24 protein-coding genes and 1 pseudogene are annotated in these 21,529 nt (G+C 52.9%); 8 read left to right on the forward strand and 17 right to left on the reverse strand.

Features of this window, described 5'->3' with window-relative positions:
* The first annotated feature begins 161 nt into the window (after positions 1 to 161).
* A complete protein-coding gene (locus tag AMR42_RS11680) occupies positions 162 to 458 on the forward strand; it encodes a DUF6439 family protein (RefSeq protein WP_199291485.1) in 297 nt (98 codons plus the stop codon).
* On the opposite strand, the gene AMR42_RS11685 is transcribed toward AMR42_RS11680, so the two are convergent.
* The 4 genes from AMR42_RS11685 to AMR42_RS11705 all read right to left on the reverse strand — a co-directional run bounded on the left by AMR42_RS11685 (position 455) and on the right by AMR42_RS11705 (position 4,793).
* Positions 455 to 1,024: an ATP-binding protein gene (locus tag AMR42_RS11685; protein WP_099533641.1), complete on the reverse strand. Its 570-nt coding sequence runs from the start codon at positions 1,022 to 1,024 to the stop codon at positions 455 to 457. The genes AMR42_RS11680 and AMR42_RS11685 overlap by 4 nt on opposite strands.
* Before the next feature lie 434 nt (positions 1,025 to 1,458).
* On the reverse strand, positions 1,459 to 2,622 hold the full coding sequence (gene moeB, locus AMR42_RS11690) for a molybdopterin-synthase adenylyltransferase MoeB (protein WP_099533643.1): 1,164 nt from the start codon (positions 2,620 to 2,622) through the stop codon (positions 1,459 to 1,461).
* A gap of 175 nt (positions 2,623 to 2,797) precedes the next feature.
* Positions 2,798 to 3,391 carry a M67 family metallopeptidase gene (locus tag AMR42_RS11700; protein WP_143473045.1) on the reverse strand — a complete coding sequence of 198 codons (594 nt, stop codon included), beginning with the start codon at positions 3,389 to 3,391 and terminating at the stop codon, positions 2,798 to 2,800.
* 409 nt (positions 3,392 to 3,800) lie between these two features.
* Entirely contained in the window at positions 3,801 to 4,793 is a 993-nt protein-coding gene (locus AMR42_RS11705) for an RNA polymerase sigma factor, RpoD/SigA family (protein WP_099533740.1), read from the reverse strand.
* 897 nt (positions 4,794 to 5,690) lie between these two features.
* Between AMR42_RS11705 and AMR42_RS20470 the strand changes: the two genes are divergently transcribed.
* Positions 5,691 to 5,831 (forward strand): hypothetical protein, encoded by a 141-nt coding sequence (locus tag AMR42_RS20470; RefSeq protein WP_158234456.1) that lies wholly within the window; start codon positions 5,691 to 5,693, stop codon positions 5,829 to 5,831.
* A 132-nt stretch (positions 5,832 to 5,963) separates the two neighbouring features.
* On the opposite strand, the gene AMR42_RS11710 is transcribed toward AMR42_RS20470, so the two are convergent.
* Entirely contained in the window at positions 5,964 to 7,742 is a 1,779-nt protein-coding gene (locus tag AMR42_RS11710; RefSeq protein WP_099533648.1) for a DUF87 domain-containing protein, read from the reverse strand.
* Positions 7,743 to 7,970: 228 nt separating this feature from the next.
* Here AMR42_RS11710 and AMR42_RS11715 point away from each other — a divergent pair, with 228 nt between their 5' ends.
* Positions 7,971 to 9,167 carry a tetratricopeptide repeat protein gene (locus AMR42_RS11715; protein ID WP_099533650.1) on the forward strand — a complete coding sequence of 399 codons (1,197 nt, stop codon included), beginning with the start codon at positions 7,971 to 7,973 and terminating at the stop codon, positions 9,165 to 9,167.
* Between the two features lie 188 nt (positions 9,168 to 9,355).
* Here AMR42_RS11715 and nfi read toward each other — a convergent pair whose 3' ends face one another.
* From nfi to AMR42_RS11730, 3 genes are all read right to left on the reverse strand, one after another.
* Positions 9,356 to 10,051 (reverse strand): deoxyribonuclease V, encoded by a 696-nt coding sequence (nfi, locus tag AMR42_RS11720; protein WP_099533652.1) that lies wholly within the window; start codon positions 10,049 to 10,051, stop codon positions 9,356 to 9,358.
* Positions 10,052 to 10,135: 84 nt separating this feature from the next.
* The gene (locus AMR42_RS11725; RefSeq protein WP_234406962.1) at positions 10,136 to 10,657 is read right to left on the reverse strand and encodes a ComEA family DNA-binding protein; all 522 of its coding nucleotides are present in this window, start codon (positions 10,655 to 10,657) and stop codon (positions 10,136 to 10,138) included.
* Between the two features lie 270 nt (positions 10,658 to 10,927).
* A complete protein-coding gene (locus AMR42_RS11730; protein ID WP_099533653.1) occupies positions 10,928 to 11,332 on the reverse strand; it encodes an NINE protein in 405 nt (134 codons plus the stop codon).
* A 453-nt stretch (positions 11,333 to 11,785) separates the two neighbouring features.
* Between AMR42_RS11730 and AMR42_RS11735 the strand changes: the two genes are divergently transcribed.
* Positions 11,786 to 12,112, forward strand: coding sequence for a DUF1825 family protein (locus tag AMR42_RS11735; protein ID WP_099533655.1), 327 nt, complete (start codon positions 11,786 to 11,788; stop codon positions 12,110 to 12,112).
* A 52-nt stretch (positions 12,113 to 12,164) separates the two neighbouring features.
* Here AMR42_RS11735 and AMR42_RS21605 read toward each other — a convergent pair.
* Together AMR42_RS21605 and surE are read right to left on the reverse strand one after the other, a co-directional pair.
* Positions 12,165 to 12,281 (reverse strand): annotated as a pseudogene (locus tag AMR42_RS21605) (Uma2 family endonuclease); the annotation flags it as partial.
* Between the two features lie 60 nt (positions 12,282 to 12,341).
* Positions 12,342 to 13,034, reverse strand: a complete 693-nt coding sequence (gene surE, locus AMR42_RS11740; RefSeq protein WP_099533657.1) for a 5'/3'-nucleotidase SurE — start codon at positions 13,032 to 13,034, stop codon at positions 12,342 to 12,344.
* Positions 13,035 to 13,215: 181 nt separating this feature from the next.
* On the opposite strand from surE, the gene AMR42_RS11745 reads away from it, so the two are divergent.
* Both AMR42_RS11745 and AMR42_RS11750 read left to right on the forward strand, forming a co-directional pair.
* Entirely contained in the window at positions 13,216 to 13,551 is a 336-nt protein-coding gene (locus AMR42_RS11745; RefSeq protein ID WP_099533659.1) for a XisI protein, read from the forward strand.
* 61 nt (positions 13,552 to 13,612) lie between these two features.
* Positions 13,613 to 13,969, forward strand: a complete 357-nt coding sequence (locus tag AMR42_RS11750; RefSeq protein ID WP_099533661.1) for a XisI protein — start codon at positions 13,613 to 13,615, stop codon at positions 13,967 to 13,969.
* Positions 13,970 to 13,981: 12 nt separating this feature from the next.
* Here AMR42_RS11750 and rph read toward each other — a convergent pair whose 3' ends face one another.
* The 5 genes from rph to AMR42_RS11775 form a co-directional block, all read right to left on the reverse strand.
* Positions 13,982 to 14,710: a ribonuclease PH gene (rph, locus tag AMR42_RS11755; protein WP_099533662.1), complete on the reverse strand. Its 729-nt coding sequence runs from the start codon at positions 14,708 to 14,710 to the stop codon at positions 13,982 to 13,984.
* Between the two features lie 27 nt (positions 14,711 to 14,737).
* Positions 14,738 to 15,832, reverse strand: a complete 1,095-nt coding sequence (gene prfA / locus AMR42_RS11760; RefSeq protein WP_099533664.1) for a peptide chain release factor 1 — start codon at positions 15,830 to 15,832, stop codon at positions 14,738 to 14,740.
* Positions 15,833 to 16,184: 352 nt separating this feature from the next.
* Positions 16,185 to 16,346, reverse strand: coding sequence for an MbtH family protein (locus AMR42_RS21610; protein ID WP_099533744.1), 162 nt, complete (start codon positions 16,344 to 16,346; stop codon positions 16,185 to 16,187).
* A 398-nt stretch (positions 16,347 to 16,744) separates the two neighbouring features.
* Positions 16,745 to 17,284, reverse strand: coding sequence for a TolB family protein (locus AMR42_RS11770; RefSeq protein ID WP_099533666.1), 540 nt, complete (start codon positions 17,282 to 17,284; stop codon positions 16,745 to 16,747).
* 39 nt (positions 17,285 to 17,323) lie between these two features.
* A complete protein-coding gene (locus tag AMR42_RS11775) occupies positions 17,324 to 17,842 on the reverse strand; it encodes a hypothetical protein (protein WP_099533668.1) in 519 nt (172 codons plus the stop codon).
* Between the two features lie 371 nt (positions 17,843 to 18,213).
* On the opposite strand from AMR42_RS11775, the gene AMR42_RS11785 reads away from it, so the two are divergent.
* Positions 18,214 to 19,131 carry a histone deacetylase gene (locus AMR42_RS11785; protein ID WP_099533671.1) on the forward strand — a complete coding sequence of 306 codons (918 nt, stop codon included), beginning with the start codon at positions 18,214 to 18,216 and terminating at the stop codon, positions 19,129 to 19,131.
* 4 nt (positions 19,132 to 19,135) lie between these two features.
* Here AMR42_RS11785 and AMR42_RS19890 read toward each other — a convergent pair whose 3' ends face one another.
* Complete coding sequence (locus tag AMR42_RS19890; RefSeq protein ID WP_143473046.1) at positions 19,136 to 19,390, reverse strand: hypothetical protein; 255 nt, start codon at positions 19,388 to 19,390, stop codon at positions 19,136 to 19,138.
* Positions 19,391 to 19,398: 8 nt separating this feature from the next.
* On the opposite strand from AMR42_RS19890, the gene gshA reads away from it, so the two are divergent.
* Positions 19,399 to 20,553, forward strand: a complete 1,155-nt coding sequence (gshA, locus tag AMR42_RS11790) for a glutamate--cysteine ligase (RefSeq protein WP_099533673.1) — start codon at positions 19,399 to 19,401, stop codon at positions 20,551 to 20,553.
* 135 nt (positions 20,554 to 20,688) lie between these two features.
* On the opposite strand, the gene AMR42_RS11795 is transcribed toward gshA, so the two are convergent.
* On the reverse strand, positions 20,689 to 21,246 hold the full coding sequence (locus tag AMR42_RS11795; RefSeq protein ID WP_099533674.1) for a hypothetical protein: 558 nt from the start codon (positions 21,244 to 21,246) through the stop codon (positions 20,689 to 20,691).
* Positions 21,247 to 21,529 lie beyond the last annotated feature (283 nt).

The following is a 21,529-nucleotide window of genomic DNA, read 5'->3' on the forward strand; positions in this document are numbered from 1 at the left end:
ACAGGCCCTAAGCCCCTTGTCTCTGGTAGCTTGGACAAATGGTTTGGATCCAATAGTTGGGATCAGTAATTAGATTTGATTTTTTTGGGAAAGGTCGCCACACTGAAGGCAATATTTCTTGATTTCTTGCCCCCAGCTTCAATTGGGCGATCGAGCAACCCATGAAACCTTCCCTTTTTGCCCACCAGCCGATTACCAACCCCCTGGAAGCCAAGTCCTGTCAAGAGCTGACCGATTTAGAACTGGCGCAGGTGCTCGCATCGCGTTTGGCGCTGGGCAACGGGGATTGGCATCGACAAAAGGGCAATCGATCGATCCGGGCCCGGGAACAGGCGGCGGCGGCCTTGGTGGCCCTGTTGCGCGACCAACCCCAAATGGCCCTAGAGCATTTGCAGCAGGCGGCGGGATGGCTCGATCGCACCGTGAGCGCCCCGCCCTGCCCGGATCATGGCCGCTAACGCACTAGCGCCACGTAGCGTTCTCGCAAACTGGCCCGCAAACCTTGGGCCGCTTGGGCCAATCGCTGCCGTTTCGAGACCCGGATCGGATCCGTTTCCTTGTACAGATGCAACACGCGGCCGCCTTCTTGCCACTCCACCCGATCGAACACTTGATGCAGGATGAACAAACCGCGGCCGCATTCCCCCTCGTTACCCGGCAGCAGGTCTTCCACCGCATCCAAATCCATGGTCACATCATCCAGATCCGCATCCATGGCCACAGGTGGCAACGGCGGCGCATGGCAACAACAAGGGGGCTTAAATCCTCCCCCCCGATCGGCAATCATCCACCAGTAGCGGTGGCTGCGAGCAGAAAAGTGAACACACACTCGTTTTCCCGGATCAAGGCCATTACCATGCTTCACCGCATTGACCAAAGCCTCCTGTAACCCAAGGCGCACTTCAAAGCGCCAAGGCTCCGGGACATCTTCCACTAACAAATCCAGAACAGGGCACAAATGCAGCGTTGAAGGGAAACTCAGCTTGCGCCACTGATGTTTTTCTTGGCGAACTGTGGGGGCCATCACAACTGGAGACAGAGCATTTGGACGACCAGAAATACCGAGCGGAACTGAGGCAGGGACAGCCAATTAGCCCAAGAAAGTTAAGGGATTGGGCAATGCTGACCGGAGGGCCAAAGCACCGAACGATCGCACCCTCGATGGACGAATCGAGCGATGGAAGTTAGGAATTTTTACTGAACCGTTCAATTTCCATTGTATCCAAAGGGGTTGAAAAGTCTAGGCGACCCCATGTCCCGGAACGGGCGATCGCCCTCTGCCCAAGGATCTCAGGAAACTGAGCCATGCAAAAGCGGCGGCCCTCTTCATGAAGATTAACCGCCGCTTTGCACCAACCAGATTTTCACCAACCAAGTTTGCGCCAACCAGATCTGCGCCAACCAGATTCGCACAACTCAGTGGGATTTCAAGCTGGGATTTTGAGCTGGGATCAAGAACTAGTATTGGGGAACCGAAGGATCCACTTCTTGGCTCCAAGCATTGATCCCGCCCTTGACGTTGATGCCGTCAATGCCAGACTTTTGCAGGATCCCGAGGGCCTTGGCCGATCGCCCGCCCATCTTGCAGTGAACCACCAACTTGCGGCCCTTGAGCAGGTCTTTCACCTTCCCAACCCCGCTGCCACTTTCGATATCCGGCAACGGCACCAACACCGATCCCGGAATGCGGCCAATTTCAAACTCATTGGGGTTGCGCACATCCAACAGCAGGAAGTCTTCGCCGCTGTCGATCAACGATTTCAAGTCCGTGACGCTCATTTCGGCCACGTCGGGTTTTTCTTCGGCTTGGCCCACGGGCGGTAACCCACAGAATTGTTGATAGTCAATCAACTTTTCAATGACGGGACGTTCGGGGTTGGGCCGCAACTTCAGTTCCCGGAACTTCATATCCAAGGCGTTGTACAGCAACAGGCGACCATTCAGGGTCGTGCCCTTGCCCAAGATGATTTTGACGGTTTCCGTGGCTTGGATTACGCCAATGATCCCCGGCAAAATTCCCAACACGCCACCTTCGGCGCAGGAGGGAACCATGCCCGGCGGCGGGGGTTCGGGATAGAGGTCGCGATAGTTGGGGCCGCCTTCGTAATTAAAGACAGTGGCTTGGCCCTCGAACCGGAAGATGGAACCGTAAACGTTGGGCTTGTCGAGCAGAACGCAAGCGTCGTTCACCAGGTAGCGGGTGGGGAAGTTGTCCGTTCCGTCTACCACGATGTCGTAGGGGCGGAAGATGTCGAGGGCGTTTTCAGAACTGAGCCGCGCCTCGTACAGATCCACTTGGCAGTAGGGGTTAATTTCGAGGATCCGATTTTTGGCGGATTCGATTTTGGGTTTGCCAACCCAGGATGTGCCGTGGATGACTTGGCGTTGCAGGTTGGAGTAGTCCACCACGTCAAAGTCCACCAAGCCAATCCGGCCAATGCCGGCGGCGGCGAGGTAGAGCAGCAGGGGCGAACCCAAACCGCCGCTGCCAATGCAGAGCACGCTGGCGGCTTTCAGGCGCTTTTGGCCTTCCAGTCCCACTTCGGGCAGGATGAGGTGTCGAGAGTAGCGTTCGTACTCTTCTTTTAGGAGTTGTGTGTTGCTGGTATCGATATTCAGCATAGGTTGCGAGGTGGTTTGGGTTCGATGCCCGATCGCGGGGGGGCGATCGCGCCTTCGATCGCTGTGAGGGGTTTCCCGTCCAGGCATCGCCTTGGGGGGCGATCGGCCTTGGGGGGAATCAACGAATCGCAGTGGCTAAGCAACCGGGCGCGCCAGGGGCAGTTGAGATCAACAATCAGGATCCACAAAGAACGATCGACTCGGGCTGAAACCGGCGATCGAGATTGAGTCGCCAGCTTTGCCAGTCCACGGTTTGATCGCCTTTTACCGACAGGATCAGGTACGAGTAGTCAGGCCAAGCACAGGCGCGATCGAACTCGGATGGAACGGCCGGATGTTGCGGGTGTGAATGATAAACCCCAATGATATCAAGGTTACGGGCACGACCGGCCCGCATGGCCGCCAACATCGTGGCCGGGGCGATCGCATAGCGACGCTCAGGACTGGTTTCGCCAGCGGGGATTGGATCCAAGGTGCGAAAGGGTTCATCGGTGAGTTGCTCCCAATCGTTATTGGCGGGCCACAGCTCATAGACAATCGCCGCGATCGCCTCGATCGCCCCCATGGAACCTGCGGGGGCTGGATCCCTTGGGCCGACTGGTGACTCAATCGGTAATTTAACCGGTGATTCAGCTGGTAATTCAATCGGTAATTCAACTGGGGTGCGCACTTGCCGGCCCAGCAACAGGCCGCAACATTCATAGGGCAAAGCTGCTTCCGCTGCTCGACACAGTTGCTCCAGGAGCGATCGGGAGAGTTGGAGAGTCATCTTGCAAAAGCCATCGCCGTTACCGGTGCTTTGGGAGACACGAGGGATGGGGCAGGTATTTTGAGATTTTGCAAATTCTTTACAGAATCTTTGCCAGATTTTGCAAAAAAATGTTACAAAATTTTTCGTATCTTCAGCTACAATCAGGTCGAAGCAAATCCGACCGGATACCACACTGCGAAGATTGAATTCCTGATGCAATCGCGTTTTGGGAGACGCGGCTTGCCTCACGACAGATTTTCCGTTTCCTCGGATGCACTAAAACGACGCAACTAGAACTGGAAAGCGGCGACCCGATCGGGAACGCCGCTTTTTGTTGCAATTCGTTTGTCGAAATCAGTCGGTCGCAATCGGTTTGTTGAAATTAGTCGATCACAATCGGTTTGTTGCAGGCGGATTAAGGCGGCCGTTAGCTCGCCAAATATTCCCGCACATCGGTGCGACGGCGCAGTTGCTTCAGGGCTTGGTGTTCCAACTGACGCACCCGCTCACGGCTGATGTTGAGTCGATCGCCCACCTTAGCCAAAGATAGTTCCCGACCATCTTCGAGGCCAAAACGCAGGGTAATCACATCCCGTTGTTGAGGAGTCAGCTCCGCCAACAGGGCTTGCAAATCCAAGCGCAGGGCCTCGCGGCTGGCGTAATCTTCCGGCAGATCGCCTTCATCTTCCAGCAAGTCCTGAAGTTCCGTGTCTTGGTTGTCGCCCACTCGCAACTCCAGGGAAACCGGTTGCCGCGAAATCAGCATGAATTCCCGCACTTGGGCCGGTTCCAATTCCAGCTCGGCCGCCACTTCCGAGAGCTTGGGCGATCGACCCAGTTTTTGGGTTAACTCCCGCTGCACCCGCTTCACCTTATTCAGCTTTTCGGTGATGTGAATCGGCAGGCGAATGGCGCGTGATTGTTGGGCGATCGCCCGCGTGATCGCTTGGCGAATCCACCAGTAGGCATAGGTTGAAAATTTGTAGCCCATCATGGGGTCAAACTTTTCCACCCCGCGCTCCAAACCCAAGCTGCCTTCTTGGATCAGGTCTAAGAGTTCTAGGTTGCGTTTTTGGTATTTCTTGGCGATCGAAACCACAAGACGCAGGTTGGCTTCAATCATTTTTTTCTTTGCCCGATCGCCCACCCGCAACTGCTGGCGCAGATCTTCCACCGAAAGCTGGGCGGCAGCGGCCCATTCCTGCTCCGTGGGCGATCGATCCAACTCGCCCATCAGCTTCTCCTGGATGTCCAAGAGCCGCATCATTTGCTGCACTTGTTTGCCCAGAATAATTTCCTGTTCATCAGTCAGCAACGGAACTCGGCCAATTTCGTGCAAATAGGCGCGAACCAAATCGGCACTGTCACCTTCTCGCGACTTGGATCGCTGCGTTTGGGGGCGAATCATAGCGGTCGGCATGGTCAGCATCCTATTTTCAATCACAAAGACGCGAGCACAAGAGCTTGCGGGTCGGCGTTATTCGTCAGCGTTATCGGCGTTCATTGATGAGCAAGTCTGTTTCAAAAAACGCCCTGGGAAACGAGTCCCACAAATTCCAAATTCGGATCTACACTGAAGATCCAAAGGTCAAGAGTCCACAAACCAAGAGCGGCCAAAACCCACCTGGCAACACTCAAAGGGACAAAGAATTAGACGGTCTTGGATTGCAAAAAGTTCATTAAATTAACCTTGGGCAACAGTTCCCAGCAGAGTTACGGCGAGCCATTAGGCGACAATTTCGCAAAACCACGAAAAACGCAACCAAAGTCAGCCAAAACTCAGTTAGTCAAAGTCGGTCACAACTGAAAATTCAGCAACCAACCAGAAATCAACCGGAAATCCATCAAAAATCAACCGAAAATCAGCCAGAATCCATCAAAACCAGTTCAGAATCAGCCAGAAATGCACTGGAAATCAGCCATTCAAGAAGGATTGGAGTGTGATCACGAAGGGAGTTATGGGCATTCAGTTTCCTTGAAGTTCATTGGTGAATCTCCCGGAAGCAAGATCTCAGCTCGATCGGTAACGTTAAGAGTCAAAACAGATACCGAAGCACTGAAATTGGGCTGTTATTCACTCCACAAACTTGAATGAAGAATCAGGCTTTTTCAGGTTTCTGAGCGCGACTCTTTTTCCATAGTGATCGCAAAAGTTGGAATTGGGTACGACAGACTGGGGAGCAATAACCGAACCTGAAAGATTGGTATCCCGCCCTGCACTTGGTTGGTGCGCTGGGTTGGGGTTTTGGAAACCCCTTCAGCCGCTTCCGAGGATCAGCATCATGGTCTAGGTATAGCCAGCGGGTGCGACATTGCCATGGCAGTCATACGAAGTTTTTGTCACACCACTGTTAAGCCTTGCGGGCCCGCGCGATCGCCCCTGATCGCCGTAGTCGCAACCATGGACATTGCCATAACTGGTCGCTTGGGGGTTGAGGAAAAATCACGGCTGTTGTAGAGAGTTTGGACACTCAAGTTTCAGGTGCTCAGGATCCTGGGGGCGATCGCCCGATCAAGCGTCCGGCCCATCACATCAATCCTTCGCCCCCCACATCCCATCAACATCCCATCAAGGTCTCATTAGCACGTTTTAAAATCCCAAATCGGCCTTGGCTTTGTCCCCTTCCGCGATCGCGATTTCATCGGGCAGTTCTTCCCAAAAGGTGTCGCCAATTTCCGCATAGAACTTCTCGTCATAGGGACGAGTTCTAACCACTACAGGCATGGGCACAGCATGGCCCAAAACTAGGGCCTGTTGCTTGGAATCCAGCTTGGCCAAAACCGATCGCAGGCTTTGTCCTCCTGCCACACCGGTAAAGATAGCTTCAATATCTTTTTCGTCATTCAACAGGGCTGTAATTCTAGTCCCAATTTGCGACATGACCTCGTTATCAATCCCCGAGGGACGCTGATCAACCACCAGCAAGGTGACAAAATATTTCCGCATTTCACGGGCGATCGTGCCGAAAATAGTTTGCTTGGCGGTGGCGGGATCCAGGAATCGATGTGCTTCCTCAATCGTGATCATCAATTGGCGGGGCTTATCGTTGGGATCCTTGGTTTGCAAAAAGCGCTCAGCTTTGCGCACGTAAATGCCATGAATCCGACGAGAAATAATATTGGTGGCCAGCATATAAGCCAACATGTTTGATTGGGAACCGAACTCGATAATGACGTGTTTTCCAGCTTCCAGGGAGTCCAAAATTTGCTTGATATAATCCGAGCCAGCATTTCTCATATATTTGATTTGATCAAGACGATTTAACTTTCGTTGCAGCGCCATGATCGAAGATTTGCTGCCCATTTTGGTTTCGCAAAAATCCTGAATTTCCTCATTCGTCATGCTGAGGAGCCGTGAAATCCAAGATTTACCAAATTCATTTTGCAAAATAATTGCATTTTCAACGCTGGCTTCGGAAAGATTCAGCTCCGCACTCACCAGCATCAAATCTTCCACATCAATTTGGTCATAACTGATGTAGAGTTCTCGGGCATCGCGCACGCCTCGGCGCTTGGTGGACTCCGCATCCAGGGTGTAAATTTCCACTTGCCCCGGGAAAAGTTGTCGCAACCCTTTGACGGTGTTGATTCCTTTGCCTTCGCGCATGGCTTCCCAGCCATATTCCGAATGCATATCAAAGATTAAGTTCACCGCCACTTGCTTGCGAATTGTGCCCGCCAACAGCAGACGGGTGAGAAATGATTTGCCGGTTCCCGATTTCCCAAAAACGCCGTTACTGCGCTCCACGAACCGATCGAGGTCAATGCAAACGGGCACATCGGTATCGATCGGCATTCCAATCGCAAAATTGCGTCGCTGGGGATCGTCTTCCCAACCAAACACGATCCGAAAGTCCCGATCGCTCGCTTCATAGACCTGCGAAAAGTGACTAGGAATGGTTTTCACGGGTAACAATTCCAAATTGGCATCGCGGTTAGCAGCAAAGGAGGCTAAATTACTGGATGCTTGGTTGCCGTTTTTGTCCTTGGCTTTGCCGTTTTTGCGGGCCGATCGGGCAGGTTCTGGAGCCAAGCGATCGGGTAAAGGCAGGTTTTCCCAGTCCATCTCTGCCTGGGGCACAAACATCAGCATGGGAGCGAGTTCGATCGTCCCAAACGTGCCACTGCCGGCCAGCACATCGCGCAAAAAATCATCATCGGGATGGGGCGGATCGATCGTAATTCGTTGGCTGGAGGTTCCCAAAGCCACATCGGTTAACATGCAAAAAAAGTGCGATCGCCGCCCCCGCACCACCAAAAATTTGCCCACTCGCATCTCTTCCACAGAAACATCGGCATGGAGCCGCACCTCCAGCCCTTCGCTAAGGGAACCTTGAATGACTGAGCCGAGTGGAACGTCTTGGGGCATAGGATGAGACAATTTAGGAAACGATTTAGCCAGTATGAAAGCGGGAGGTTGTGATTGGGAATTGCGCACAAACCGCAATTTAAGGACTGATTAAGATCTGGTTCAAGCCGGAATCGATCAATATCAGATCAGCATCAGATCAGCGCTCAGATTGACGAAGATCAAACGATCATCTCGTTATTTTAACGGCATTATCTACCCTTCAGATTTACACTCGGTGTTTCGGCCATGAGTATCTGTTTATCGCTCATTGTCAAAAATGAAGCCCATCAGATCGATCGCTGCCTCAACAGTGTGCGCGACTGTGTGGATGAAATTTTAGTGTTAGATACGGGTTCCACCGATGACACCGTTGAGCGGGCCCGATCGCATGGGGCGCGGGTGGCTTTTTTCGATTGGTGCAATGATTTTGCGGCCGCTCGAAACGCAGCTTTGGCCCAAATCGAGAGCGATTGGGTGTTGGTGTTGGATGCGGATGAGTGGTTGCTGCCGGAAGCGATCGAACCGATTCGCGAAGCGGTTAGCTATCCAGAGCATTTGGTGGTGAATTTGGTGCGTCGAGAATTGGGCGCAGTGCAATCTCCCTATTCTTTGGTCTCGCGTTTGTTTCGGCGGCATCCTGAAATTCAGTTCGATCGCCCCTACCACGCCATTATTGATGACAGTGTGGTGAGGCTTTTGCAACAGGAATCCCACTGGAAAATTGTGTCTCTTTCAATGCCGGCCATCGATCATGATGGTTATCGGCTCGATCGAATTGCCAGTGCTTCCAAAGCCGATCGAGCCAAGGCTGCTATGGAAGTTTTTTGGAAAGCAAATCCAGAGGATCCCTACGTCTGTAGCAAGTTGGGGGCCCTTCTGATCGACTTAGGAGAACCAGAACAAGGGATCGCACTCTTGAAAACCGGTCTCAAGCGGGCAGAACAAGAGAAAATGACCGAAGTTTTATATGAGCTACACTATCATTTGGCAATTTTTTATAATCAACAACAGAACCTCGATTTAGCCCAAGCCCATTATCGTGCGGCTTTGCGCCAACCAGTTCTGCCAATTTTGAAATTAGGTTCTTTGATCAATTTAGGTAATCTTTATCGCCAAAAAGGAAACCTACAGGCGGCCTATGAGAGCTATCGCCAAGCAGTGATCATTGATCCCAACTTTGCGATCGCCCATTACAATTTAGGTTCAAACCTGCGAGCAATGAACCGTACTTTGGAGGCGATCGAGCATTATCAAAAAGCCATTGAACTCGATCCGGCGAAGCCCGAATTTCACCAAAATTTAGGCGCAGCTTTCTTGAAAGGTGGCAATGTGCCCGAAAGCCTGAAAGCCTTCAAGACAGCCGTTGAATTATATGATCAACAGCAGTCACCGGAAGCGGAGCGAATTCGCCAAACTTTACGAGAACTGAAATTCGAGATTTAGTTTGAAGTTTAGTTTGAGGTTTAGTTTGAAGTTTAGACTCAGAAATTCAAAAAGCGCTAAGCAAGCCCCTTGCGTTCATCGCCAGTCCATCACTGCAAAAGCGCCTAAAACAACACCTAAGCAACAGATTGGCATCGCAGCAATATCTTGAGTCAGGATCGAATCAGGGTTGATTGACCATTGCTGAGCTATGGGTTGACCTTACCAGGCTCAGTGTTCTTGAAAGCCCCCCGTTGAGAGGCGATCGCGTCGGCCCAGCGGGTGGTTTCTGGCAGTCTGTAGCGCGGGGTGCAATTCAAAACCAACTCGATCGCCGTGGGCAAACTCACTCGATGCCCCGAGGAAACATAAAGCGGCCGACAATTGTGGCGAGATCGGACAATTGCACCAATGGTTTCTTCGCGATCGATCAAAGGTTGCCAACTTCCCTTCGCCAAATCTAGCGGCTCGTGGGTTCCAATCAAGTGGGATTTTGCCACACCAATGGTCGGCAGGTTCAACAACAATCCCAAGTGACAAGCTAACCCAAACCGGCGCGGGTGAGCATAGCCTTGACCATCACATAAAATCAGATCTGGTTTTTGTTGAAGTTGATCAAAAGCTTGCAAAATCACTGGCACTTCTCGAAAGGATAAAAATCCTGGCACATAGGGAAAAGGAGTGGGAATTCGAGCGATCGCAAATTCGAGTCGCTCCAAGCCAGGAAAGCTCAAAACCACAACGGCTGCACGGGCGATCGCGCCATTTTCTTCAAACCCCACATCAGCTCCCCCAATCAATTTTGGGGCAGAAAATTGATCCTGCAAGATCACTTGATCGCGCAGTTGATTTTGAATTTTTTTGGCGGCTTCCGTCGTTTTTGGCCAATCATCAATTAAGTTCATTTCATCAATCTCATCTGTTACATTTTTCTTTTAAAGATTTGATATCAATAACATTTTTATTAAATTTCCTGCAATGCGTATCATCTAAGACGTTGGGAATCGCAAATAGTGCATTAATTCTCCAAGCAGCTCACCAGATAAATTCAAGCGGCGTTTTAAATCAATTAAACTGCGGAAAGCACCCCGCTCTTGGCGATCGCGAATCATTCTTTCTGCTAAGGCGCGATCAACCCCCGGCAGCCGCTCCAGTTCATCAACCGTGGCGTGATTAGCATCCAAGGTTCGTTGAAAAGAAGCCGCCTCCGGATCGTAAAAATAAAACCGTAAAACCGGTGTCCAAGGCTCCAACTGTGCCACTGTTACCCCTAAAGCAGCAGCCAAATCTTCTAATCCATAAAACACCACTCCACTCGCACTCAATTGAGTCAGCAAGGTGGCTTGCCGAATCGATAACCCTGGCAATCGTAACCAATCATCAATGCTGGCGCGATTAGCATCAATTGCAATGCCCATTTCGGCCGCCACCGCCACTTCCAACGCAGAATTGAGCCGACAAAATGGATCACGCGCAATTTTGCTGCGAGCTGCTTTCAAAGCCGGGTTCACAGGCTGAAAGGGAGCTTGAAGCCAACTTAATAACGGATTTTGAGAAGAGAACTGAGGCACAGAAGTCAACAAAAATTATGGTGATTTAACTAACTGGAAACTTCTAGCTAACTGAATTTCGGTTAAGCTAAACCTGAGTGACTACTAGATTGTGATCAAACTTAGATCAAGATCTGAATCAGTGCTCAAAAGTTGAGATCAGGTCATGGTTCGCCCAGCAACCAAGGTCAAATTTTTTAATCTTTTAAACTTAGATTGATGACAGCCAATCTAAATTTGGTCGAGTAGCAGACGGCGCTTTTGTTCAAACTCTGCCTCAGAAATTAATCCCTCTTGGCGAAGTCGATCCAATTCTCGCAGGGCATCCCCCACCGCATTTACCCGCTCCGGTTGCACAGTAACCGTGACAGTTCGTTGGGCGGCCGGTAGCTCTTTATTAAAGTTGCGATCGAACTCTTCTTGGTCTTGGGAAAGATACCAAATTGCCTCGATCGCACTGGCAATTTGCGGAATCATTGTCCAAAAAAACAGAAAATAAGCCACGCCCCACCATCGTTGCCGCAAATAAAACTTGTGCAACCCCGATGCAAAGGGAACCACAAAACAGGTGAGGGCCAGGGCCACGGCCATCGTTCGCTTGCGTGGTCGGGTTAAGGTTCCTGCCACTTCCGTCATGGTTCTCTCCTCAGTTAACTGGCTGGCAATGGAAGTTACTCGTTAGACAACGGATTCAGCAACGAAACATAGAAAAAGCAAGGAAAAACAGGCGCACAATAGAGCGTTGACCGTTACCAAGCCTCGGCTACTCTGGGGACTCAGCACCGGTCTGGAACTCCCTTGGCTGAGTTGGTGGCAGCGATGTTGCGCCCATTGTTCATGATAGTTGGCAAATTGGCGGGTCGAGGGGCGGCGTGCGCCAAAGCAACATCGGTTACACCCATTGAACACCCATTGAACCGCAGACCGAGCAAACCAGCCATTGATCGCCCCTGTTCATTGCCCTAATTTCTCTGCGCAAAGTCCGATCGTTCAAGTTCGGATCTCCCGACTGGGTGGGCGTTTTGCCTCAGAGGAGAATCGGCTAAGATCAAAGACAAATGGGTGTTAACAATGACCCAGGCATAAAACATGAGCATTTTTGATTCTGAAATTGTCCAACAGGAAGCCAAGGAAATTTTTGGCACTTATCAATCCCTAGTGCAGCTTGGGGGTGACTACGGCAAGTTTGATCGCGAAGGGAAGCGACTTTACATCGAACAGATGGAAACCGTGCTCGATCGCTATCGAATTTTCATGAAGCGATTTGAATTGTCAGATGATTTCATGGCCAAAATGCAGGTGGAGCAACTGAAAACCCACCTCTCGCAATTTGGGATGACTCCTCAAATGATGTTTGATCAGATGCACATCACCTTGGAGCGCATGAAGGCAGAATTAGAAGCATCCAAGAATTAGGTCGTTTTCCTATTAATTTTCAATGGATTGCCTGAGCCATTTCACTTCAAAGTGGCATTGGCTTCTGATGAGCCTGGCTGTTGATGTATTCGCTGGCCGGTTGAGTTTCAGGCAATGCGAGAAACTCAGCCAGCGACAGGGCCCGATCGCGGGAGACAGCAAGCACCATAACCAGCCTTACGAGGGAGACAAACTGATTCAATTCTAGCGATCGCCCGCGATCGGCTCCCTAAACTCGCAACTGCGTAACAGCGATCGCGCCACCAAAGCAAATGGCCACATCGGTTCCGGGTTTGTAGGGACGACCCCCATAGATGCCGTTGTACTGATAGCCCTCCTCTGTACGCCGATAGATCGGTGGAACCGGGTCACGGGACAGCTCACAAAACACGATTTCGGGATCGGGAGCGCCGGGGTCAAGGTGCGGGAAATTCACATTCCAAAAACTGCCCGGTTCCCAGGGGCGATCGAGCAACAGGGGCAACACCCGCGCTGCCTGTTGAGCTGCCCAGTCCCAATCGATTTCCAAGGGCCGTCGAATCCAGTGCGATAGGGCGATCGCCCGTCGGCCTTGCAGCGTTGCTTCCCGAGCGGCCGCCACCGTACCCGAGTTATAGACATCCGTGCCCAAGTTGCCGCCCGCGTTGATGCCTGACAGCACCGGGCCCACTTCGGGAACCAGCTCACTGACGGCCAACCGCACACAGTCAGCCGGTGTGCCCGCCACGGAGAACCCGCGATCGCGCTCCTGCACCGCCAGCACCCGATGGTTAGTAATCTGGTGGCCACAGCCCGACTGTTCCGCTGCGGGCGCAACCCACCGCACTGAACCCAACTGCAATTCCGTAACGGCGCGATCGAGCGCGGCAATCCCCGGCGCATCGTACCCGTCATCATTCGTCAGCACCAAAACCTGCGCCATAAGTCCTCAGCGATCGCGAACAGGTTTCTATTGTTCCACTGACCAGCCAGCCACAGCATCCACCCACGCCCCGCGACACCATCAACAGACAAGGGGTTTAAACCCCTTGCCCCCACCACCGGACGATCATTAACGACAGTGTTGGAGGATCTAAAATGTTAAAGATGAGAGAGTGGCTGTCATGGAAAAACTAAATCAATATCGCCAAGTCATTCAAGAAATTTTGCTTGAGCACAGCCAAATTCAGCCAGCCTATGGCGAGATTGAAATGGCAGCCATATTTGACCATGAACGTGATCACTATCAAGTCATGCGGTCAGGTTGGCTTCAGAAACAGCGAGTCTACGGCGTTTTAATTCATATCGATCTCAAGGGGGAAAAGATTTGGATTCAATATGATGGAACAGAAGTGGGCGTGGCCAATGAACTCTTAGAAAAAGGCATTCCCAAAACAGATATTGTATTGGCGTATCACTCACCATTTATGCGTCAATATAACGGATTTGCTGTTAATTAATTCTGGTTTTTAAGTAATTTGCCATGGAATCTCAATCATTTTGAGTGAGGTTAATTACCCGATGACAGCCTTGAATTCGGAAACAGAAAAACTGCAAGCCTATCGAGCTGTGATTAAGCAGCTTCTGACAGATTATGCAGCTTACAAACCATCCTATGGTGATATTGAAGTTCAAACCTTATTCGACAGCGAGCATGACCACTATCAGGTTTTGGCGATCGGCTGGTACAACAAACAAAGAATTTATGGTTGCTCAATGCACCTTGACCTAAAGCAAGGAAAAATCTGGATTCAGGTCAACAATACCGAACTGGATATTGCTCAAAATTTGGTTGAACGAGGTATTCCCAAAGAAGATATTGTGATTGGGTTTCATCCACCTCATTTCCGTCGTTTTTCAGGCTATGCGATCGCCTAAGAACTGCGATTTCTAATCATTGGAGTCGGCAAGGGCAGCCGCTTGGGCCGCCATCAATTCACCGATGCCTTTTTCGGCTAAATCCAGCAGTGCATTCAGTTGCGATCGGCTATAGCTGCCCGATTCCGCCGTCCCCTGCACTTCAATTAAATTACCCTCGCCGTTCATCACCACGTTGAAGTCCACATCGGCGGCCACATCTTCGGGGTAGTTCAAATCCAGGTAGGCGGCCCCCTCAATCAACCCCACGGAAACAGCAGCGACTGGCGAGGCGATCGGCAACGTTGTCAACTCCCCAGCGGCCACCAGCGATTGCAACGCATCCACCAGCGCCACATAGCAACCCGTGATCGCCGTGGTGCGTGTGCCCGCGTCGGCCTGCAACACATCCGCATCGATCGTCAGGGTACGCTCCCCCAAGCCCCGCAAATCCACCGCCGCCCGCAAACTCCGGCCAATTAGCCGTTGAATTTCCTGGGTGCGCCCGGACAGCTTGAAGGTTTCTCGCGACTGCCGATCGGGTGTGGCCCCCGGCATCATCCGATATTCTGCCGTCAGCCAGCCCTGACCCGAATCAGCCAGCCAGCGCGGCACACCGGACTGCACAGACACGGTGCAAATCACCTGCGTATCACCACAACAGGCCAACACAGACCCGGCAGAATATTTGGTGAAATTTCGCTGAAACTGAACGGGGCGGAGCTGGTCGGGCGATCGACCGTCGGGACGTTGCCAGGACATGGTTAGGGGTGCAAACAACGGATAACGTTAACCAACCTGGGCTGCCAGTTCTTCCAATTGGGCCTGTTGATCTTGGGTGATGCAAGACTGAATCATCTCGTCAATGTCACCTTCGAGGGCCGCCGTGAGGGTGAAGTTTTGGCCCAAACGGTGATCGGTCACGCGATTGTCTTTGTAGTTATAGGTGCGAATTTTTTCTGATCGGGAACCGCTCCCCACCTGCGATCGCCGGGCAGAAGTCACCGCCTCCTGTTGCTCTCGCATCTTCATTTCGTAGAGCTTGGCCCGCAAAATTTGCATCGCCCGCTCCTTGTTCTTGAGCTGCGATCGCTCCTCCGTACAAAACACCCGAATGCCCGTCGGTTTGTGGTACAGGTCGGCGGCGGTTTCCACCTTGTTCACGTTTTGGCCACCAGCCCCGCCCGATCGCGCCGTGGTTAGCTCAATGTCCTTCGGGTCAATGTGAACTTCCACTTCATCCACCTCCGGCATAATCGCCACCGTGGCGGTGGAAGTATGTACCCGGCCGCCCGCTTCCGTGGCCGGCACGCGCTGCACCCGGTGAACACCCGCTTCATACTTCAGCTTGCTGTAAACCCGATCGCCCTGCACTTCCAGGATCACTTCCTTAAAACCGCCCGCCTCCGACAGCGACTCGCTCGCCAACGCCACCTTCCAACCCTGAGTGGTGGCATAGCGGGAATACATCCGCAGCAAATCGCCCGCCCAAATACAGGCCTCATCGCCACCCGTGCCGGCCCGAATTTCCAACATGATGTTTTTGTCGTCGTTGGGGTCGCGGGGCAACAGCAAAATTTTCAGTTGATATTCCAACTGGGCGACCCGATCGTTCAGCTCTTCAACTTCCAGTTGCGCCATTTCCCGCAACTCCGGGTCATCGCCCGACTCCTTCAGGATTTCGCGGGCCCCTTCCAGGTCGCTGACGGCCGTTTTCCATGCGTCATAGGTCGCCACCGTTTCTTCCAAGGACGATCGCGCCTTGGCCACTCGCTGAAATTCCGTCGGATCCGTGGCCACATCAGGATCCGCAAGGCGGCGGGTTAACTCATTAAAGGTTTGCTCAACGGATTGCAGCTTATCGAGCAAATATTGTTCAGCCATCGGGTCGCAGGGCGATCGTGAAATCGAATGAAGGGAGCAAAATACTACCACCATGCTATCAACGATCGTCCCCCGACCGCCGATTTAGCCCGTACCGCAAAAATACGGAGCTAGGACAGATCAGAGGCTTGAAACCTCTCGATCAGACCAGATCGACCAGACCAGATCGACTGGCAAACCCCTCCACGGAATGGCACCACCACATGGCGAACCCCAAATGACTGCATACCCAATGGCCGCAACCCAAAATGGCCGCAACCCAAAATGGCCGCCTATCCAATGGCCGCCCCTTGACTGCCTATGCATCCCAGCATCCTGATTGCGTCCATGCAACAAGACACTAATAAGTCCATTAAGTCCATACTTCTTGAATATATTTCAGGCATTCACTCTTCAGCCCTTCTTTGCCTGCATCCCGCCATCCCCAGGGATTTCCTCGCTCCACAGGCCAGATGGAATAATGCTGCTCATGGTTAACCACCACCTTGTAAACTCTTTGGTTCTCATTCGTCATTGCCATTTCTCCGAATAAAATAAAGGAACTATATAATTCGTCAGTACTATTTCAGTTATAAGTTTGCTCGTCAGTTCATGGAGCAATCAAAACATCAGCTTTATATTTTTGATAGAGACTGAAATTTCTTTCAATAGTTCTTAATCAAAGAGCTAATCGATTCATTTTTTAGTCTAGAAAAATCAATTAGAGACTTGAAATTATAAAAATAAGGCACGAAATTCTTTGAATCAAAAGAAATTATCACATGATCAGAATTCATAAAAACCAATCATCGAAGCTTGGTTCTAGTCCAGGGTAAGATTACGCGATCAAGAGATCAGGAGATCAGGACAGAGGAACTTAGTTAGGGAATATTAATGGGCTGACTATTAGGAGATTAGGGGAGAGGAAATTAGTTAGGGAATATTAATGGGCTGGCCGTCACGGGTGTAAATTGCGATATCCCACTGGCCACTCCGTTCAATTTCAAAGGCGATGCGGCTGCCGTCGGCGCTCAGTTGCGGGTTGCGGGTTTCCAGTTGCAGGGCTTGGGTCAGGTTGCGGAGCTGGTTAGTGGTGCGATCGTACAGGTAAATGTCGGTGCGACCTTGGCGACTGGCAGAAAAGGCAATCCAACGGCCATCGCTGGAAATGCTGGGGCTGGCGGCGATCGTGTCAAAGGCGTTTAGCTCTGGCAGCTCGATCGCCCGTCGTTCCTGGAGGTCATAGAGCAACACATCCTGGCTGCCCCGACGATCGGACACAAACACCAAAAAGCGCCCCGCCACGGCCGGGCTGGTTTCCGAAAAGGCGCTGTTGAGGCTGTTGGGGTTGGCTCCGGCCGCATCGAACGGGAAACTGAGGGTGCGACCACTGGCGCAACCCACTAACCCGATCGCCCAACTGGCGATCCAAAGCTGTTGCAGGGGCGATCGCCCTCGGCGGCATTGGCTCATGGCACGGGCCCCTCGCTGATCAAGATCTCGGCACAAGATCTAGGGCAACAGCTTTTTGAGGGCCAGCAGGGATTCTGCATTCAGCGTCACTTCCACAGCTTGGCCCGCTGGGCGATCGATCAACGTGAGAATGCATTGGCCACCACCGGTTTTGACCGTGGCGGTGGGATTGTTGAGGGCGATCGTTTCCAAGCGAGCTTCCGGCTGCCCCACCCGAATCACCACATCATTTTGAGATTGGGGATAGATGTAGAGATATTGCCCATTGGCTGACAGCTTCAAGGATTGGGGCGTGCTGTTGCGTTCCAAGTCGCTGCCCAGCTTTTTGTAATAGAACGTGATGCCCCGCACTTCTGGCCCTTGGATGGTGAATTCATCGTCGAAGCGCTCCGCGTCCCAATCGAGGGTCTGGGGATCCGTGGCGCGATCGAGCAAGCGCTGTCGCCAGGTCACGGACTTGCCCGCCAAGCTCACCCACCATTGGCGGATCGTTTCAAAATAAGCAGCATTCTCCGGATCGTTGCTGCCGTAAAGCCAAGTTGCGCTGAAAGGTTGCACGGACAAAATCCCGTTTCAAAATCCCATGAACTAATTGAACAATTAATCTTTCAATTATTTTCAATTCATTATTTTCAGTTCATTAAACCGTTGGGGGGCGATCGCCCAGATTACCCAAATCGTCAAATCATCCGAATCGCCCAAATCACACAACGAAGGCGAGAGCGTTACCCTAGGAAGACGTTTGGGGACAATCATGGGGGAATCATCAACCGGAGCAATCAACCGTTGATTAGCCCCATAGCCCCAAGTTGGGAACCGGGTCGATCGCCCCGCCATCCCAGGCTTGTTAACCCAACTTGAACCAGCGATGAACCGGCGACCCACCGCAGGTCGGCCCCAGGAGCCAAAATTGCGGAGCCAAGATTGCGATGAATGTGCCGCTAGTTTATCACCCCGATTATGTCGCGCCGTTGCCACCCGGCCACCGGTTCCCGATGCAAAAGTTTGCAAGGCTCTATGACCGGTTACGCAGCGATGGCACGGCAACCCCAGAACAGTTTCACCAACCCGATCGACCGCCCCAGGACTGGATTGAGCTGGTGCACGATCGCGCCTATGTGGAAGCCTATTGCCAAGGTACTTTGGATCCAAAAGCCCAGCGCCGAATCGGGTTGCCCTGGTCGCCAGCCTTGGCCAATCGCACCTGCGTGGCGGCTGGTGGCACGGTGCTGACGGCTCGGTTGGCCCTGCGCCATGGGCTGGCTTGCAATTTGGCGGGCGGCACGCACCACGCCTTCCCCGATTTTGGCTCCGGGTTTTGCATCTTCAACGATTTGGCGATCGCCACCAGGGTTTTGCAGGCCGAAGGCCTGGTCGATCGGGTCTTGATTGTGGACTTGGATGTGCATCAAGGGGATGGAACCGCCTGGATTTTTCGCAACGAACCGCAGGTCTTCACCTTTTCCATGCATTGCGAGGCAAATTTTCCCGCCCGCAAACAGGCCAGCGATTTGGATGTGGCATTGCCAGAAGGCATGGAAGATGATGACTATTTACAAACGCTCGATCGCTTCCTGCCAGATTTGCTCGCCCAAGTGCGGCCCGATCTGGTGATTTACGATGCGGGGGTGGATCCCCACGGAGGCGATCGGCTGGGCAAGCTCGCCCTCACCGATTCTGGCTTGTTTCGGCGGGATATGCAGGTTCTGACCACCTGTGTAGCGGCGGGCTATCCCGTGGCCTGCACGATCGGCGGCGGCTACTGCGATGATTTGGCGGCCCTGGTCGATCGCCATGCCCTCATCCACCGAGCAGCGGCTCAGGTCGCCCAGTGCTACGGTCTCTGAGCTGCTACGGTTTCTGGGCCACTGATGCGCCACAAGGGCGATCGCGCAACATATTGCCCACCGGCCAGGCAAAACCAGATCCAACAAAAACTAGATCCAACAAAACCAGGCCAGAACCCGACAGAACAGCCGCCGGGCGATCGCCCCTTTCAAGACCCAAAAAATCCCAGCAACAGCAGAACAGCCCTCGGGCGATCGCGCCGCAGGCGACAATAGAAATCGGGCTGGCAGAGCAGACCGACGCGCACAATTGCTTCACAACTCCCTATGATGCTGTCCAAAGGCTTTGAAATTGAAATCTATACCGGAACCCACGATGGGCAAATTGTGGGCCTGTCCGATCGAATTACCGCCAACCTAGATGGCTTTGTGCGTGAACCCGACAGCCGCAACGTGGAATACACCACCGCTCCCCTGTGCAGCTATGAGCGGTTGCTGTGCGATTTGCTCGTTCCTCGGTTGCGCCTGCGCCAATACCTGAAAACCCTGGGCCCCTACACCCTAGTGCCCGGCGGCACATTAGCCCTCGGCGGGAGCGATCGCTTCTACCGATCTGACCCGGCCAACCCTTACCACGCCTACATTGAACGCACCTACGGAACCAAAGTCGTCACCGCCAGCGTTCACATCAACATTGGCATTGCCGATCCAGAACTGTTGATGCGGGCCTGTCGGCTGGTGCGGGTGGAAGCGCCGCTTTACTTGGCCCTGAGTGCTTCCTCTCCTTTCTTGGATGGCGAACCAACCGGATTCCATTCCACCCGCTGGCATCTGTTTCCCCAAACGCCCGATCGAGTGCCCCTGTTTGAAAGCCACGCGCACTTCATTCGCTGGACGGAAGAGCAATTAGAACTGGGAACCATGCAAAATGTCCGCCACCTCTGGAGTTCCGTGCGGCCCAACGGCGATTGCCGACCCTATAACCTGAATCGATTGGAAATGCGGATTTGTGACCCGGTGATTGATCCATTGGCCCTGCTGGCGATCACGGCCCTACTGGAGGCTCGGCTGTGCCAATTGATGGACGATCCCAGCTTAGATCCACTCACTGCGAGCCTGTTGCCGGCCGCCACCCGCAATGACGATTTATTGTCGTTGACTCTGGCCAACGAAATGGCCGTCGCTCGCCACAGCTTGGATGCATCCCTACGCCATTGGCAGGATGGCCGCACCATCAAGGCCAGGGATTGGATCGCTCAACTCTATGCAGAATTACGCCCGATCGCCAAAGAGCGCGGGTTTAGCTGCTTCTTGTCACCCTTGCAGCGCATTTTGCGGGAAGGCAATGCCGCCCAGCAGTGGCTCCAGCAGGTGGAAACGGGCCACAGTTGCCAAGCGGTGGTAGCCCAGGCGATTCAAGAGGCCCAGCAGTGGGAACGGGAATTGGCAGACCAAACCTGTCACGGATCATTGGTGGCCTAGGTCGCGGGTGGGGCCAGCCTGGTTAATCGCTCCTATGCATCGCGCTTCAGCCGATCGCGCCGATTCGATCCGCATGATTCAGATCAACTTAGATCAAGTCCAATTGAGTCAAATTGGGATGATTAATCAGGACAATCAGCGGTTCGATCGCCAATCTTGCCAGCGCAACTTCAACGACACATAGAGCGGCCACTGGTAATGTTCCAGCACCAACCAGGCGGCCAAAATGAAATGCCCGATCGCCGCTGAAATTAACCACCCTTGGCCAAATCCCACCGATCGGGAGCTGGGCAAAGGGGGAAAGAGGTATTGCGAAAAACCAATCAACCCCACCGGCCCGATCGCCAAAATCACGGCCAGCAGCCAAATGGTCGGTGTGAGCGCTTCATTGCTGTAGCGCACCGGTTGCCACGATCGCCCCAACCAACGCCACTGCAAGGGCTGGGTGCTGTCTTCCACCCGCAAAATCCGGGATTGCAAATCCAGCGTGAATAGATGCCGACAAAAATCGCAGGACCAGGCATCCTCCATCATCGGCATCGGCTGAATTTGTCCGTGGCGACAAATGGGACAGGGGTGCTGATCGCGATCATCCAAGGGAGCCAACACCGACCACCCCAACTCCCGAGGCTTGGGCGCTTTGCTGAATCTGGGGGGGCGATCGCCCGATCGCTGAAAATCAAACGCACTCATGGGGTTCCCTCGTCCAAACCAGCCAAATCCTCACCGCTCAGTCTAGCCACGCGATCGCGCTGATCAGCCATCCCTTAAGAAAATTCAAGCCCTTGGGTCTTACCCGATCGCCTCGTGGCGATCGCCCCCGGTTGCGGCTCTAAATTTACAGGTGATCACAGCAGAGAAATGAGGCAGCCATCAGCAGGGCGATCGATCAGCTCGATCGGATTGTAGCCAAGCCCTGGCGGCCGTCGGGGGCGATCGGTGCTTCATTGACACTAGGGGCTAAATTAGAGGCGGC

This window comes from Limnothrix sp. PR1529 (assembly GCF_002742025.1).
Lineage (GTDB): Bacteria > Cyanobacteriota > Cyanobacteriia > CACIAM-69d > CACIAM-69d > CACIAM-69d.